General features: G+C 66.2%; 15 protein-coding genes. 8 read left to right on the top strand and 7 right to left on the bottom strand.

The window, feature by feature from the left end:
- Window positions 1-188 precede the first annotated feature (188 nt).
- Window positions 189-827 (bottom strand): glutaminyl-peptide cyclotransferase, encoded by a 639-nt coding sequence (locus I6F31_RS02745; RefSeq protein ID WP_057026952.1) that lies wholly within the window; start codon window positions 825-827, stop codon window positions 189-191.
- 29 nt (window positions 828-856) lie between these two features.
- Window positions 857-2077 carry a helix-turn-helix domain-containing protein gene (locus I6F31_RS02740; protein ID WP_225185125.1) on the bottom strand — a complete coding sequence of 407 codons (1221 nt, stop codon included), beginning with the start codon at window positions 2075-2077 and terminating at the stop codon, window positions 857-859.
- Between the two features lie 90 nt (window positions 2078-2167).
- Here I6F31_RS02740 and I6F31_RS02735 point away from each other — a divergent pair, with 90 nt between their 5' ends.
- Window positions 2168-2962 carry a thioredoxin family protein gene (locus I6F31_RS02735; protein ID WP_225151419.1) on the top strand — a complete coding sequence of 265 codons (795 nt, stop codon included), beginning with the start codon at window positions 2168-2170 and terminating at the stop codon, window positions 2960-2962.
- Entirely contained in the window at window positions 2959-3237 is a 279-nt protein-coding gene (locus I6F31_RS02730; RefSeq protein WP_225136828.1) for a hypothetical protein, read from the top strand. The genes I6F31_RS02735 and I6F31_RS02730 overlap by 4 nt, the downstream gene beginning before the upstream one ends.
- Window positions 3238-3276: 39 nt before the next feature.
- Here I6F31_RS02730 and I6F31_RS02725 read toward each other — a convergent pair whose 3' ends face one another.
- Together I6F31_RS02725 and I6F31_RS02720 are read right to left on the bottom strand one after the other, a co-directional pair.
- Window positions 3277-3708, bottom strand: a complete 432-nt coding sequence (locus tag I6F31_RS02725; protein WP_225184640.1) for a c-type cytochrome — start codon at window positions 3706-3708, stop codon at window positions 3277-3279.
- A gap of 97 nt (window positions 3709-3805) precedes the next feature.
- The gene (locus I6F31_RS02720; protein WP_225139100.1) at window positions 3806-4534 is read right to left on the bottom strand and encodes a L,D-transpeptidase; all 729 of its coding nucleotides are present in this window, start codon (window positions 4532-4534) and stop codon (window positions 3806-3808) included.
- Between the two features lie 273 nt (window positions 4535-4807).
- On the opposite strand from I6F31_RS02720, the gene I6F31_RS02715 reads away from it, so the two are divergent.
- From I6F31_RS02715 to I6F31_RS02705, 3 genes are all read left to right on the top strand, one after another.
- Window positions 4808-5860, top strand: coding sequence for a glycosyltransferase family 1 protein (locus I6F31_RS02715; protein ID WP_057026948.1), 1053 nt, complete (start codon window positions 4808-4810; stop codon window positions 5858-5860).
- Window positions 5861-5893: 33 nt separating this feature from the next.
- Entirely contained in the window at window positions 5894-6583 is a 690-nt protein-coding gene (locus tag I6F31_RS02710) for a methyltransferase domain-containing protein (protein WP_036003432.1), read from the top strand.
- A gap of 122 nt (window positions 6584-6705) precedes the next feature.
- Window positions 6706-7365 (top strand): hypothetical protein, encoded by a 660-nt coding sequence (locus I6F31_RS02705; RefSeq protein WP_225182797.1) that lies wholly within the window; start codon window positions 6706-6708, stop codon window positions 7363-7365.
- A 306-nt stretch (window positions 7366-7671) separates the two neighbouring features.
- Here the strand turns inward: I6F31_RS02705 and I6F31_RS02700 are convergent, their stop codons facing one another.
- Complete coding sequence (locus I6F31_RS02700; protein ID WP_225184639.1) at window positions 7672-9336, bottom strand: aminotransferase class III-fold pyridoxal phosphate-dependent enzyme; 1665 nt, start codon at window positions 9334-9336, stop codon at window positions 7672-7674.
- Between the two features lie 35 nt (window positions 9337-9371).
- Here I6F31_RS02700 and asd point away from each other — a divergent pair, with 35 nt between their 5' ends.
- Window positions 9372-10235 carry an archaetidylserine decarboxylase gene (gene asd / locus I6F31_RS02695; protein ID WP_225184638.1) on the top strand — a complete coding sequence of 288 codons (864 nt, stop codon included), beginning with the start codon at window positions 9372-9374 and terminating at the stop codon, window positions 10233-10235.
- A gap of 68 nt (window positions 10236-10303) precedes the next feature.
- Window positions 10304-10885, top strand: a complete 582-nt coding sequence (locus I6F31_RS02690) for an NUDIX hydrolase (protein ID WP_036028428.1) — start codon at window positions 10304-10306, stop codon at window positions 10883-10885.
- A gap of 186 nt (window positions 10886-11071) precedes the next feature.
- Here I6F31_RS02690 and I6F31_RS02685 read toward each other — a convergent pair whose 3' ends face one another.
- Window positions 11072-12421: a FecR domain-containing protein gene (locus I6F31_RS02685; RefSeq protein ID WP_225185124.1), complete on the bottom strand. Its 1350-nt coding sequence runs from the start codon at window positions 12419-12421 to the stop codon at window positions 11072-11074.
- Window positions 12422-12692: 271 nt separating this feature from the next.
- The gene (locus tag I6F31_RS02680; protein WP_225146922.1) at window positions 12693-13469 is read right to left on the bottom strand and encodes a DUF2147 domain-containing protein; all 777 of its coding nucleotides are present in this window, start codon (window positions 13467-13469) and stop codon (window positions 12693-12695) included.
- 195 nt (window positions 13470-13664) lie between these two features.
- Between I6F31_RS02680 and I6F31_RS02675 the strand changes: the two genes are divergently transcribed.
- Window positions 13665-14576 carry a DUF2147 domain-containing protein gene (locus tag I6F31_RS02675; protein WP_225146923.1) on the top strand — a complete coding sequence of 304 codons (912 nt, stop codon included), beginning with the start codon at window positions 13665-13667 and terminating at the stop codon, window positions 14574-14576.
- Window positions 14577-14615 lie beyond the last annotated feature (39 nt).

Raw genomic sequence — 14615 nt, 5'->3', positions numbered from 1 at the left:
TAGAGCGCACCCGTTGGGTGGAATTGGGGCGAACAGGTTACGGATTGTGAACGCGCCGTCGGCGTGCCGTCACGCCAGACCCAAGGACTAAAGCGCGATGCGATTAGGATGAATCGTCATCGCGCTTTAGGTTGTTGTTTGAGCATGATCTTTTCGGAAAACCGCTTCGCACTTTTCCGGATCATGCTCTAGCTTTGCCGCGGGCGCCGGACCGCTCTCACCTTGCCGCGATTGCCTCCGCCGCAGAAGAAGCGGTCACCGCCGTCCGATTCCAGGCCTGACACGATCGTGCCGGCGGGCATGTCGATCTGCTCGATCACTTGTCCCGTTTCCGGGTCGATCCGACGCAAATCGCTCTGTTCGTTCTCCCAGGTGCCGTGCCAGAGCTCGCCGTCCACCCAGGTCACCCCGGTCACGAAGCGCTTGCTCTCGATGGTGCGGAGGATCTTCCCCGTTTCGGGGTCAATTTGATGGATCTTGCGCTCGCGATATTGCCCGACCCAGAGCGAGCCCTCGGCCCAGGCGAGGCCGGAATCACCGCCGCCGCCGGGCGCCGGAATGGTGCCGAGCACCTTGCCCGAAGCCGCATCGATCTTCTGGATGCGGTCCTCGGCGATCTGGAACAGGTGCCGTCCGTCGAACGCCGTTCCCGCATGCGCGGCGACGTCGATGGAGCGCGCGATCCTGCCGTCGGCCGGATCGAGCGCGTTCAACTTGTCGCCGGAAGCGAACCAGACGCGCGTGCCGTCATAGGTGACGCCATGCACGGCCTCGACGCCTGGAAAGGGTCCATACTCCGTGACGATCTCGGCGGCTGAACGTTTCATGTGCTCGATCCCTCATGCTTGCGCCCATCCTACGTCTTCAGGAGCGGCGTGGGGAGTAACAAGCCTGTCGGGAAACCCGGAACGGGCGGCGTCATCCAGCGGCGCGCCCGTCCGTGTCCGAACGACTGCACCTTGCCCGACCGCGCCAGCTCCTCGAGCGCGCGCTGCACGGTGCGCGGACTGATGCGAAGCGCAAGCGCGAGCGCCGAGCTCGACCATGGCTCGCCGTCGGTAAGAAAGGCGAGGACGGCGGCGTGCTTCTCCTCAACGGGCCGCGCCAGCACGAGGACGTCGCGCGTCTTCCGCGGCGCCAGCACGAAGCCCTGCTTCGTCGCGCTGATATCGGCCAGCGGCGCGAGCTTGCTGCGGAGCCGTCCGATCTCGACGCGCAGGCGCGCGCGGTGCGATTCGTCGGCGTGCCTGGCTTGAAAGGCGCCGGATATCAGCGTCTCGCGCGAGACATCCGCTGGCCATGCCTGGGCCAGGAGACGCGCGAGCGCGAACAGCACGGGACGCGTTCCGAGCGACACCGCGACGCCTTGCCTGCGCACGACGTGATGAAAGGTATCAACGACCAGCGCCGTCGAGGTCGCCAGACGTTCGACCTCTCCCAGCAACAGCGGATGTTCGCTGCCGCGGGCGATCAGGCGCGCTGCCGGCGTGTCGAGGATCAGGCTCGCGCTGTCGACCTCGGCCACGAGCGCCGGAATGTCTGCAAGGCGCGCCGCGTGAGCCGCGCGGCCGAGCGCCGTGCGCGCGTCGTTCGTTCTGAGCCGCCTGATGGCGATGCCGGCGAGCACGAGCTCGCGGACGACCTGCGACGCGGGCGGGAGCATCGCGGGACGGACTTCGGCGAGGGTGCGCTCGGCCTCGTCGAGGCGCCCGACCAGAAGCAGGCGGCGCGCCTCGACATGGCCCGCATGGGCGGCATTGACGAGATCGCCGTGCTGTTCGAGCGTCGCGCGTGCCGCGGCGAGCGTCTTCACCGGCCAGTTCAGATCGCGCGAGACCAGCGCGATCTCGGCTTCGGCCACCAGGCATCTTGCGCGTGCCACCGCCTCGCGCGGACCGAAGGCGCGCGCGGCGGTGCGCAGCAGCAACTTGGCCTTGGCGAGATCGCCCAGCTGCGCCATCGCGATGCCGCGCAGCGCCAGCGACGGCGCATCGTTGCGCAGCGCGACGCGGTTCAGGGCGCCGAGCGGATCACCGGCCTCTAAGGCGCGCGCAGCGGCAGTGATCAGCGATTCCATGTCAATCCCGCCACACTTGTTACTCCCACCGCGCAACCGCTTGGTGCCAGAAGTCGTTGGCAGGACGTCGAGCAAAAGCTTTGGAGAGTCATGATGACATCAGCAGAAAAAGCAGGAACCAACGGACACACCGCCATGCAGACCCCACCGGTGGTGTCGCCGCAGGACTGGGAGGAGGCCCGTCTGCAGCTGCTCGTAAAGGAGAAGGCGCATACCCGTGCCCGCGACGCCCTGGCCGCCGAGCGGCGCCGCATGCCGTGGATGGCTGTCGACAAAACCTATGCGTTCGAGGGGCCCGGCGGCAAGCTCAGTCTGCACGACCTGTTCCAGGGCCGGCGGCAGCTGATCGTCTATCGCGCCTTCTTCGAGCCCGGTGTGTTCGGCTGGCCCGATCACGCCTGCCGCGGCTGCTCCATGGTGGCCGACCAGGTCGCCCATGTCTCGCACTTGAATGCCCGCGACACCACGCTGGTGTTCGCCTCGCGTGCGCCGCAAGCCGACATCGTCAGGCTGAAGCAGCGGATGGGCTGGATCATGCCCTGGGTCACCATCACCGACAGCTTCGATGCCGATTTCGGCGTCGACGAATGGCACGGGACGAATGTGTTCTACCGAGACGGGACACGCATCTTCCGCACTTATTTCGTCAAGAGCCGCGGCGACGAGCAGATGGGTGGGACCTGGAACTATCTCGACATCACCCCGCTCGGCCGCCAGGAGGTGTGGGAGGACTCGCCGAAAGGCTATCCGCAGACCCCGACCTACAAATGGTGGAATTGGCACGACAGCTACACCGAAGGCGCCGCGCCCGACAAGCGATGGGTGGAGATCTCGGACGCCGGCGAGAAAGCCTTCCGCGAGGAGGCCGCGGGAGAGCGGAAATGACCGGTCCGGTCAGCGCGGTCCCCAGCGGCCTCCCCGACGGCGTCGCGGCCGCACGCCACCTCGCCAGATGGCTGGGGCTGGCGGCCACGCCGACCTTCGCCATCATGGCCGTACTGACGGCTTTGCCCGGGGGTGGGCCCGCGGAGATGCTGTGCGGCGCCGGGCAGGGCTCTCTGCTCGGCGGGATGGTGCCGATGTATCTCTTGATGAGCGCGTTCCACGCCGCGGCGTGGCTGAGGCTGATAGCGGAGTGGCGGGGCGCAGTCAGCCGGTAAGCGCGCCGCAATCGCACAGCGGAAAGAGCGCGTTGCGATCTATTGCCCGCCCGCCGCTTGCAGATACGCAACCACCTTACCCGCTTCGTCCTTCGAGATGCCGCCATAGGGCTGCATCTTGTGGCCGGACACGACCTCGTCCGGCTTGACCATGAAGCGGGTGAGCTTGTCCTGGTCCCAGGCGAAGCCGGCTTCTTTCATGGACGAGGAGTAATTGTAGTCCGGCAGCGAGCCGGCCTTGCGTCCGACGATCTTGTTGAGATTGGGACCGAGGCGATTGTCGCCTTCCTTCATGGAATGGCAGGTGCGGCAGGAATTGTTGAAAGCCTGCTTGCCGGCGTCGTCAGGCGCGGGTTGCTGCGCGAGCGAGGCGGACGCGGACACGAGCAGCGTCAGTGCTCCGGCGCCGGCGAGGGCGTGCAGCCATGGGCTTGGCGAGGGTTGCCTTCGTGGTCGCATTTGCGCCTCCATCGGGGATTGCGCCGCAACAGGCGCAACGGGATGTCAGGGCAAACGAAAACGGCCCCGGTGGGTTCCGGGGCCGTTCGCGTTACGTTGTCCTGTCGCTTCAGCGGCTCGCGGCGCCGAGGTCTGCGCGGCGCTCGGTCATCGGCAGCACGATCACCTTGGTGCCGACGTTGACGCGGGAATAGAGGTCGGTGACGTCCTCGTTGGTCATGCGGATGCAGCCGGAGGACACGCGCTTGCCGATGGTTTCGGGGGCATTGGTCCCGTGGATACGGTAGATGGTGCCGCCGAGATACATGGCGCGCGCGCCAAGCGGATTGCCGGGGCCGCCGGCCATGTGGCGCGGCAGATAGGGCTGGCGGGCGATCATTTCCGGCGGCGGCGTCCAGGCCGGCCACTCGGCCTTGCGGCTCACCGACTGGATTCCGGACCAGGTGAAGCCGTCGCGGCCGACGCCGATGCCGTAGCGCAATGCCTGGCCATTGCCGAGCACGTAATAGAGATAGGTGTTGGGCGTATCGATGATGATCGTGCCCGGCGCTTCGCGCGTCGCGTAAGAGACGGTCTGGCGGCGGAAGCGGGCCGGCAGCTCTACCGCGTCCTGATCCTCGGACGGCTCGGTCTGGTAGGTCGGCGCCTGATAGGGCTGATACGTCGGCTGATACGGCTGCAGCGGCTGCGGCGCGGTCATCGGCGGCAGCGGCTGGAAGAACGGGAAGATCTGCACCGGCGCGGCCTTGGCTGCGCCAGCGAACGCGATTGCGGAGACCGCGACGGCACTGAGTGCAACGGCGCGCGAAAACGTCTTGAACGTGTCCAGATTGAACATGTGATCGCCCCTGTTTGCTCGGTGTTTTGCTCACCGCGGCACCGTTGCGGTGCTCCGTTGCCTGAATTCCTAACGGCAAAACGTTTCGGGACATTTGCGCGGAAAACCGAAAACGGTTTCACGGCGGCAAGAATTGTTTCATGACAGTTTCGTGGCCCCGCCGGCTCGTTAACGAACAAAACAGCGCGCCGACACTTCTGTGACGTCACACGCCTGAAATATCCTTCGTTGATGGTCGATGCCTGAGAATCATCAAACTCTCGGGATTTTCCCATGCGGGTATTAATCGCGACGGACGCCTGGCATCCCCAGGTCAACGGTGTGGTCCGCACCCTGACCTCCCTGGCGAATGCGGCCAAGACCCTCGACGTCGAGATCGACTTCCTCACCCCCGACGGCTTTCCGTCCTGGCCGCTGCCGACCTATCCGGGCCTGCGCTTTGCGCTGCCTTCGGCGAAGGAGATCGCGCGGCGGATCGAGAAGGCCGCGCCGGAGGCGCTGCATATCGCGACCGAAGGCCCGATCGGCTGGGCGGCGCGCGCCTATTGCCGCCGCAACCGGCTCGCCTTCACCACCTCCTACACGACGCGCTTTCCGGAATACGTCTCGGTGCGGACCGGCATCCCGGCGGGCGTCGGCTATGCGGTGCTGCGCCACTTCCACGATGCCGCCGCCATGACCATGGTTGCGACGCCCTCGCTGCGGCAGGAGCTGTCCGAGCGCGGCTTCAAGCGGCTCGGCTTCTGGACGCGCGGCGTCGACACCGGGCTGTTTCATCCCGACGCTCCGGCACAGCTCGACCTGCCGCGCCCGATCTTCATGACGATGGGGCGCGTGGCGGTGGAGAAGAATCTCGAAGCGTTCCTCTCGCTCGACCTGCCCGGCACCAAGGTCGTGGTCGGCGACGGCCCGCAGAAGGCGGCGCTGGAGAAGAAATATCCGGACGCAGTCTTCCTCGGCGAGAAGAAGGGGGCGGATCTCACCGCGCATCTCGCCGCGGCCGACGTATTCGTGTTTCCGAGCCTGACCGACACCTTCGGCGTGGTGCAGCTCGAGGCGCTCGCCTGCGGCACGCCGGTTGCGGCGTTTCCGGTCACGGGCCCGAAGGACGTCATTGCCGATCACCCGATCGGCGCGATCGACCACGATCTGCGCACCGCCTGCCTGCGCGCGCTCACGATGTCACGCGAGACCTGCCGCAACTTCGCGCTGGAGCGCTCCTGGGAGAACAGCGCGCGCCAGTTCGTCGGCAACCTCACCTCACTGCAGCCCAGCCGCTCCTTGCGCGCCTCGCCTCGCATGGCGCGGCGGCCGGTGCGCGGCTGACCGTTTATTCGAACCACAGCGAGAACCTCATCGATGGCTAAGATCATGAACCTTGACGGCACCCAGCAGCTCGACCTCACGCGCGGCACGGTCGAGCAGGCCTATGACCGCTGGGCGCCGGTCTACGATCTCGTGTTCGGCGGCGTGTTCGCCAAGGGCCGGCAGGCCGCGATCGCGGCCACCAACAAGATCGGCGGCCGCGTGCTCGAGGTCGGCGTCGGCACCGGCATCTCGCTGCCGCTCTACGCGCCGAACCTGCGCATCTTCGGCACCGACATCTCGGAAGCGATGCTGGACAAGGCGCGCCGCCGCGTGACGGAGCAGAAGCTGAAGAACGTCGAGGGCCTCGCGGTGATGGACGCCGAGAAGCTCGAATTCCCCGATAATTCCTTCGACGTCGTGATGGCGCAATACGTCGTCACCGCCGTGCCGAACCCGGAGAAGGCGCTCGACGAATTCGCCCGCGTGCTGCGTCCGGGCGGCGAATTGATCATCCTCACCCGCGTCAGCGCCGACACCGGCATGCGCCGCTTCATCGAGCAGAAGCTGCAGCCGGTGGTGCGTCCGCTCGGCTTCCGCACCGCCGAGTTCGCCTGGTCGCGCTACGCCAAATGGCTCGCCGGCGCGCACGGCATCGAGCTTGCCGAGCGCCGCTTGATTCCGCCGCTGGGACACTTCTCGCTGGTGCGCTTCCGCAAGGTCGACGTCGCCAAGGCGGCGTGAGCTTATGCGTCTTTCGTGCGTCATCGCGCCGCTGCACATCGTCACATGACAAAATGATGATGTCACACGGCCTACATCGAATCCCTGTAAATCCTGAACCCGAAAGCATTTTGGGGATGAGCATGATCAAGAACTATCTCGAGCAGCTGCGGATCCAGCGCTGGGACGACCATCGCTACTATCACCACAGCCGCATCAATCAGAGCCTGCACTTCGTCAGCGCGCTGAGCTTCCTCTTTGCCTATGTCTGGCTGTTCATCGATCCCGTCGTCTCGGCGCTGGTCGGCTGGCTGGTGTCGATGACCTCGCGCCAGGCTGGTCACTTCTTCTTCGAGCCGCACACCTACGACCACATCAATCAGGCGACGCACGAGTACAAGGAAGAGATCAAGGTCGGCTACAATTTGCAGCGCAAGGTGGTGCTGATGGCGATCTGGGCGCTGTCGCCGCTGGTGCTGGTCGTCGATCCCACCCTGTTCGGCATCTTCACGCCCTGGCAGAGCGCGACCGACTTCATGCGGCAGGTGGCGAAGATCTGGCTCGTGGTCGGCGGCGGCGGCCTGCTGTTCCGCACCGTGCATCTGTTCTTCATCCGCGACGTCGAGACCGGCCTCGTCTGGATGACCAAGATCCTGACCGATCCCTTCCACGATTTGATGCTCTATCGCGGTGCTCCGCTCGCCCTGATGCGCGGCGAGCTGATGGATCCCGGCCTGCACCTCAATCCCGAGCACACGCTGGGCTTCATCGAGGAGCCCGTGCTCGAAGAGCAGCACGCTTGAAGCGCGCGGCGCACGCGACAGGCTCCGATGTCTGATGGCTACGTCATGCCCGGGCTTGTCCCGGGCATCCACGTGTTGGGGACTGCGAACGCGGTGCTTCCTTCACCTCTCCCCGCGTGCGGGGAGAGGTCGAATTTGCGCGGAGCGCAACTTCGGGTGAGGGGGGCTATCCGCGGGGGTGCTGCCAGATGGTCGTGCGTCAACGCTCACCGCACGCGCGGAGAGTCCCCCTCACCCCGACCCTCTCCCCGCAAGCGGGGCGAGGGAGAAGGGCGAGCGGTGATCGGGGCCAAGTGTCAGAAAGCCTCAGCGCCCGAAGCGCTTGGCCAGCATCTCTTTCAGGATCTGGCGCTTGATCTGCTTGTTGGTGAGCACGCCATCGTGCCACCAGAAGCCGTCGGCCTTCATCTTCTGCGCGGCGCGGACGAAGCGGTCGGCGACTTCGGTGAAGTCGGCGTCGGTGTAGTTGAGGCTGAAGATCAGCCGTCCGGTGCCGACCCAGCTCAACGCCAGGCCTTCGGCGCGCAGGTAATATTGCAGCATCCAATTGTAGCGGGACGGCGTGGTGTATTTCACCGTCCAGATCGAGGAGAAGTTGGCGAAGCGCACCGGCAGGTCGGCATCCTGCATCATCTGGTTGAGCTTCTTCACGCGCCCGTTCCAGGTCTCTTCCAGCCCATCATAGACGGCGCGGAAGTTCGGGCTGGCGAGGCGGCTCAGGAACTCGTCCATCGCCGTCATGACGTAGGGGTGCGAGTTGAAGGTGCCGCGGGCGAAGCAGATGTCGGCGGGGCGGTCGTCGCGGAAGCGGCGCATCAATTCGCGCTTGCCGCAGACCACGCCGACCGGCAGGCCGCCGGCGAGGCTCTTGCCGTAGGTCACCATGTCGGCGCGCACGCCGAAATACTCCTGGGCACCGCCGGCAGCGAGGCGGAAGCCGACGAAGACCTCGTCGAAGATCAGGACGATGCCGCGCTGGTCGCAGACCTCGCGCAACTTCTTCAGCCATTCGGTGTAAGCCGCGCGATCGAAGTTGCCGCCGCGCGAGGAATCGACCAGCGAGGAATCGCCGGGCGCGTTGGCGTTGGGATGCAGCCCCTGCAGCGGGTTGACCAGCACGCAGGCGATGTCCTTGCGCGTGCGCAGGACATGCAGCGTCTTCTCCGACATTTCGGCGAGGGTGTAGGTCTCATGCGCAGGAATGGGATTGCCGACGCCCGGCTGCACGTCGCCCCACCAGCCGTGATAGGCGCCGGCGAAACGAACCAGATGCGTGCGCTTGGTGTGGTAGCGCGCCAGCCGCACCGCCTGCATCACGGCTTCGGTGCCGGACATGTGGAACGAGACTTCGTCGAGGCCGGAGATTTGGCAGAGCCGCTGCACATTCTCGAGGATGACGGGATGGTAGGGGCCGAGCACGGGGCCCAGCGCATGCGCGCGCTTCTCGGCGCCCTCGATGCACTCCTTGTAGAAGTCGTTGCCGAAGATGTTGACGCCGTAGGAGCCCGTGAGGTCGTAAGCGGTGTTGCCGTCGACGTCGGTGACGGTGACGCCGCGCGAGGATTCCATGAAGGTCGACGTGCCCAGATGCTCGCGGACGACACGCGAGAACTGGAACGGCACGCGGTAGCTTTCGGTGAAGTTCAGGTCGGAGATCGTCTCCGCCGCTTCCTTCGTCATCGCGCGACCCCGGGGGTAGCGCTCGGCGTAAAGCCTGGCGAGACGGAAAAAGGCGTCCTTGCGTTGCGCTGCGATGTTCGCCGGCGCGCCGTCGCAGGCGAAGTATTGATCACCCTCGAACTCGTAGAACGGCAGCAGCCGCGCCACCCGGCGCGACATCTTCGAGTGCCCGGCCAGCGAGCGGTGCTTGGCGCGGGAGAGTTCGACCCGCGCCTTGATCTTCGGGAGGACGGCGGCAGCGGACGCTGCGGCGGCCACGGACATCGAGAGAATCGGGAGTGTCGTTTCCATGACAACAAGCGCTAAACCTGCGAGCTGACAGATTCATGACAGTCAAAGCCCTCATCGCCTCTTTCACCCAGCAGGAAGACCTCAACTTCCTGTTGACCAACCGCATCCCGCGCGCGGCCCTGACCCGCTTCATGGGCTGGTTCTCCAAGATCGAGAATCCCCTGGTGCGGGACTTCTCGATCGCGCTGTGGAAGCTGTTCTCCGACCTCGATCTGTCGGAGGCGCGCAAGACGCAGTTCAGCAGTCTGCACGACTGCTTCACCCGGGAGCTGAAGCCGGGCCTGCGGCCGTTCGATCCTGATCCTGCAGTGGTGGCGAGCCCCTCGGACGGCATCGTCGGCGCTCACGGGAAAATCGCGGACACCGAGCTGTTCCAGGTCAAGGGCGCGCCCTATTCGCTGCTCGATCTCGTCGGCGATTCCGCGCTGGTCGAGCAGCACCGCAACGGCTCTTTCGTTACGCTGCGGCTGACGTCGAGCATGTATCACCGCTTCCATGCGCCTTATGACGCGCACATCGAGCGGGTCACGCTGATCCACGGTGACGTCTGGAACGTCAACCCGATCGCGCTCAAGCGCGTCGAGCGTCTGTTCTGCAAGAACGAGCGCGCGGTGATCCGCACGCATTTGTCGACCGGCGAAGCCGTGACGCTGGTGCCGGTGGCGGCGATTCTGGTCGCGAGCATCCGCCTGCACTTCCTCGACATGCTGCTGAACGCGCAGACGCGCGGCCCGGTCAATTTTCCCTGCGACGTCAACGTGAGCAAAGGCGAGGAGCTCGGCTGGTTCGAGCACGGCTCGACCATCATCATCCTCGCGCCCGGCGATTTCTCGTTCTGCGACGGCATTGCCGAGGGCACGCGCATTCGCGCCGGTCAAACGCTGCTCAGGAGAAAGTAGCCTTCAATCCGCCGCCCCCGCCGCCTATATCGTCGGGCGGGGACTATTCGATCGATACGGATGTGACGATGGCGCGGGCGCCGGTCATGGCGGCGGGTGGTATTGTGTTGCGGCGCGCGCCGGTGCCGCTGGTTGCAGTCGTGCGCCAGCGCAAGCGCAACGAATGGGTCCTGCCCAAGGGCAAGCTCGACGACGGCGAGACGCCGAGGGAAGCCGCGCACCGCGAGGTGTTGGAGGAGACCGGCCACGACGTGGCCGTGCACGAATTTCTGGGCACGCTGGTCTATCAGTCCGGCGGGCGCTCCAAGGTCGTGCATTACTGGCGGATGGAGGCCGACGGCGGGCCGGTCCGCAAGCTGATGAACGACATCAAGGCGGTCGACTGGCTGACGCTGGACGACGCGATCGCCCGTCTGTCGCGCGAGTACGAACGCGTCTTCCTGACTCAGATCGGACCGATCGCGCTCGCGGCGGCAGGGCTGGCGCCTCTGTTCGCCCCGGAGCAGGTTTCCGAGCCGGTGTCGCCGTTGGCGAAAGACGACATCCATGCATCTTTGCAGACGCTGACACAAGCGGAAGCAGCTTCCGTCGATGAATTGCGGCACGGCCTGTTGCGGAAGGTGAAGGCTTGGCTGCGCGGCGAAGCGTGAGTTATTTACGCGCAATTTCAGTGCGGCATTGAAGGTGCACCCTCTCCCCTTGTGGGAGAGGGTGGCTCGCCGCAATAGCGGCGAGACGGGTGAGGGGTCTCTATCCTCACGAGCGGGTCCGGCGAGTGGATAGAACCCCTCATCCGGCGCTTCGCGCCACCTTCTCCCACAAGGGGAGAAGGAAGACTACCGCCGCTCCTTCTCCTTCGGAGCGGGCGCGGGTCTGTGCGGCGCTGCGGGACGTTGCGCGGCGGGGAGGCGTGGCTGGAAGCCGCCGGGGCGCTGCATACCTGGTTGTTGAGCCGGAGGCTGGCCCGGTTGCAATCCTGTGCGCGGCAATGGCTGCTGCGGACCTGTTTGCTGTGTCCCGCCCGGTTGCGGCGGCACGATTCCTCCGGGCTGAATCTGTCCACCACGCTGCGGCAGGGTCTGCGGTACGCGTGGACGGCCGGCACCTTGCGGCTGGCCGGGCTGCGGCTGCATGCCTTGCTGTAGTCCCTGCCGGCTCGGCGTGCCCGGCTGCTGCTGACCCGGACGATTGTCCTGTCGCGGCTGGACGTTCGGTCGTTGCGGCTGCCGGCCTGGGGTTGTCGTCGGCCGCAATTGTTGCTGCTGCGGCGGTTGTGCCGGCCGCGGAATGCGGCTGAGCGCAGCCGGATTGGCGCGACGGAAGTCGCGCTGCTCGATGACGATCTGCCGGCCCGCAGTCTGCGCCAGATGCACCTGGCCGACGAAGCCGCGGTCGCGCGCGATCTGCTGCGCGGGAATTATGATCGGCACGGCAGCAAAGCGCATGCCGCCAGCCGTGGCTGCGCCCGCTCGGATCGCAAAGCCGCTCGCGGCTTGCGTCAGCGCGCCGAGCCGCGCGCCGCTCGCGCGTTCCTCGACAGCGATGTGGCCGACCCGGCCGTCGGCGTCGGGATAGAGCTTGATGTTGACGTTGCGCGCCCGGTTCCCCGCCGCCCCTTCGGGCACGTCGACGACCCCGGTGGTGCCGCGGATGCCGAGCGTTGCCGTCGGCGTCGTGATCTTCATGTCGCCCGTCTTCGCCACCGCGGCCGCCACGAAGGCAACCGTGCCCTTGCCGACGTCGAAGATCGCCGAATTTTGCTTGCCGCCGTCGTCATAGACGTAATTGTCGATGGTGATCTTCGCGCCGGCCGAGAGGTTGAACGTGGTGGCGTCGTTGAAGGTGATGCCGAGCGCGGAGTTCGACGAGGTCTGCACGATGTCGTTGAGATAGATATCGTCGCGCACGCGCAGCGGATAGGAATTCTTGTCGCGGATCACGGTCGCGATCCCCGTCACGGTCGCGACGTTGCCGATCGGCTCGACGGCGGGGGGCTGTGCGTCTGCAGACGGTGCCGGCGTCGCCGTCGGCGTCGGCGTCGGCGTCGGCGAAGGCGCGGGCGTTGGCTGGGCTTGCGGTTGCGCCTGTGCGAACTCGATCGTCTCGGATGCGCACGCTACACCAGCGCCTGCCAGCGGCAAGGCCAGCAGGGCGAGCGCGAATACGAGGCGGCGCCAAGCCAGCATTGATGTCACGAAGGAGTCCCGGTGAGAGCGTGAGGCGAGATCGGGCGATTTCAACGGGGTGTGGCTGAATGGTGGATGAACGTCTGTCGTCGGGGCAGGGGCTAGCTATCCTTCCGTCATGGCCGGGCTTGTCCCGCCGGCGCGGCCGAAGCCGCTACGGCGCGGCGAAGGCCCGGCCATCCACGTCTTGATTGCGGTACGAAGAACGTGGATGCCCGGGACAAGCCCGGGCATGACGAAGAGTTGTGTCCGTTCGCGACGCGCTTCGGTGTCAGCTCACGCGCTTCCAGGTCTGGCCGCCGCAGAACATGCCGCCGAAGGCGCAGCCCTGCACGCGCATCACGTTCGGACCTTTCATCGAGATCGTGGAGTCGTAATTGCGTCCGGAGTTGGGATCGCGAATGCGGCCGCTCCACTTCGATCCTTCGGGCTTCATGTTGATCAGGATGCGCTCATTTGTCTTCTCGGCATAGCCGCAGAGATTGGCGCCACACTGCTCGACGCGGACATTGCCCTTGTTCTCTTCGGTCGCCCAGATGCCGATCGGCGAGTTCGCTGCGGCCACGGGCGCGGCAGCCACCGGAGCCGGCGCGGGAGCCGCGGCGACGGGAGCGGGGGCGGCAATAGGGGCAGGCGCAGCAACAGGAGCAGGCTGCGAGCTGTCGAAGCCGACAGAAGGAGCGGCGGCAGCGGTCGCGGCTGGGGCGGCGGGCGCGGCTGGCGCTGCCGGCGCAGTCGCTTGCGGCACGGGCTGCTGCTGCACGGGAGCCGGCGCGGGTTGCGCCGTCGTGGGCGCCGGAGCCGGCGTGGTGTCGTCGTCATCGTCCTTGGAGCCGCCGAGGCCCTTGAGGTTGATGTTGTTCAGCTTGATCGGCTTGTCCGACAGGCCCGGCGCGACGATGGTCACGCAATTGAGCGAAGCGCAGTTGCGCGGCGTCTCGATGCGGATGTGCTGGCCCTCGATCTGGAACGAGATCGAATTGCCGGCATGCGCGGCGGCGGTCGAAGCCAGGAAGAGGGCGGTGGCGGCGATGGAGAGCTTGTTCATGACAACCTCCGAAAATAGCGCGGTCCCGATATGGACTGGTGTCGCTGGTGGATGAAGCGTGGTTCGACCCTAAGCCGCGGCGGTCGGGCGTTCTGTGATGGGCGTCACAACGAGCGAACAACGCCTGGGTGATGCAGCGCACATTCAGCCGCGCCTGCGCTGCGTAACGTCGTCGCGACACCGAGGGAAACGCAGATGCAGCGGCTTGCAACCTGGCTTGCCACCTGTCTTGCCACCTGTCTTGGCACATCGATCGTGCTGCTGGCGGTCGCGCCGACGGCGCAGGCCGGCTCCTACACGTTCTCGATCGGCGGCAGCCGGTTTCATGTCGAGGCGCCGCGCAATTGCCGATCCGCGTCCTGTATCACGGTGGCCTCCAAGCGCAGCTTCAGGCCGACGGACGATGTCGGCACGGCACGAACTGTGCAGCCGGCGCCCGCGCCGATGGTCCAGGCGCCGCAGCCGGCTTGTCCGGCGGCAGCGGTCAAGCCGCCACAAGCGGCTGTGGTGGTGCCGCCACCGGCGCCTCCCGTTCTTGCCGCGGCGTCGTCGCAGCCCGTTGCACCGCCGCCGGCGCCAAGCTTGGAGATTTCGAGACTGGAGACGTTGAGCCCCGGTCCGCCGCGGGTTGATCTGGAGCGCACCGATCAGCCGAAGACCGCCGCGCTCGAACCGCCGCGCATCGAGCCGCCGGTCATCGTTCCGAGCACCGAGACCAATCAGACTGCAGCGGTGGCGCAGATCAGCACTGACCCGGGCCACGCGCTGCTCGGCGAATGGGAGAGCGCCGGCGCCAAGGGCACGGTCCGCATCGAGCGCTGTGGAGCTGCGTTGTGCGGTTACGCGCTCAGTGAAGCGTCGAGCCGCGGCGAGAGCGTGCTCGTCCACATGAAGCCGAAGAAGCACAATGTCTGGACCGGCAGCATCTACAGCCGCTCCAGCGGCAACACCTACTACGCCACGATGACGCTGAAGAGCTCCGGCAAGCTGCACGTCGAAGCCTGCGCGCTCGGCCGCTTCTGGTGCTCCGGCAACGACTGGACGCGGGTCGAAGCGCCGCGGGAGGAGCTGATCACGACGTCACCTCAATGGAGCGCGCGGTCGTAGCTCGCGGCGATGCGCATTGTTGTGCCCTCGCCCCTTGTG

Source organism: Bradyrhizobium sp. NBAIM01, assembly GCF_020194115.1.
GTDB lineage: Bacteria > Pseudomonadota > Alphaproteobacteria > Rhizobiales > Xanthobacteraceae > Bradyrhizobium > Bradyrhizobium yuanmingense.
Note: the sequence above shows the minus strand (reverse complement) of the source record. Positions and strands in the feature narration are given on the sequence as shown.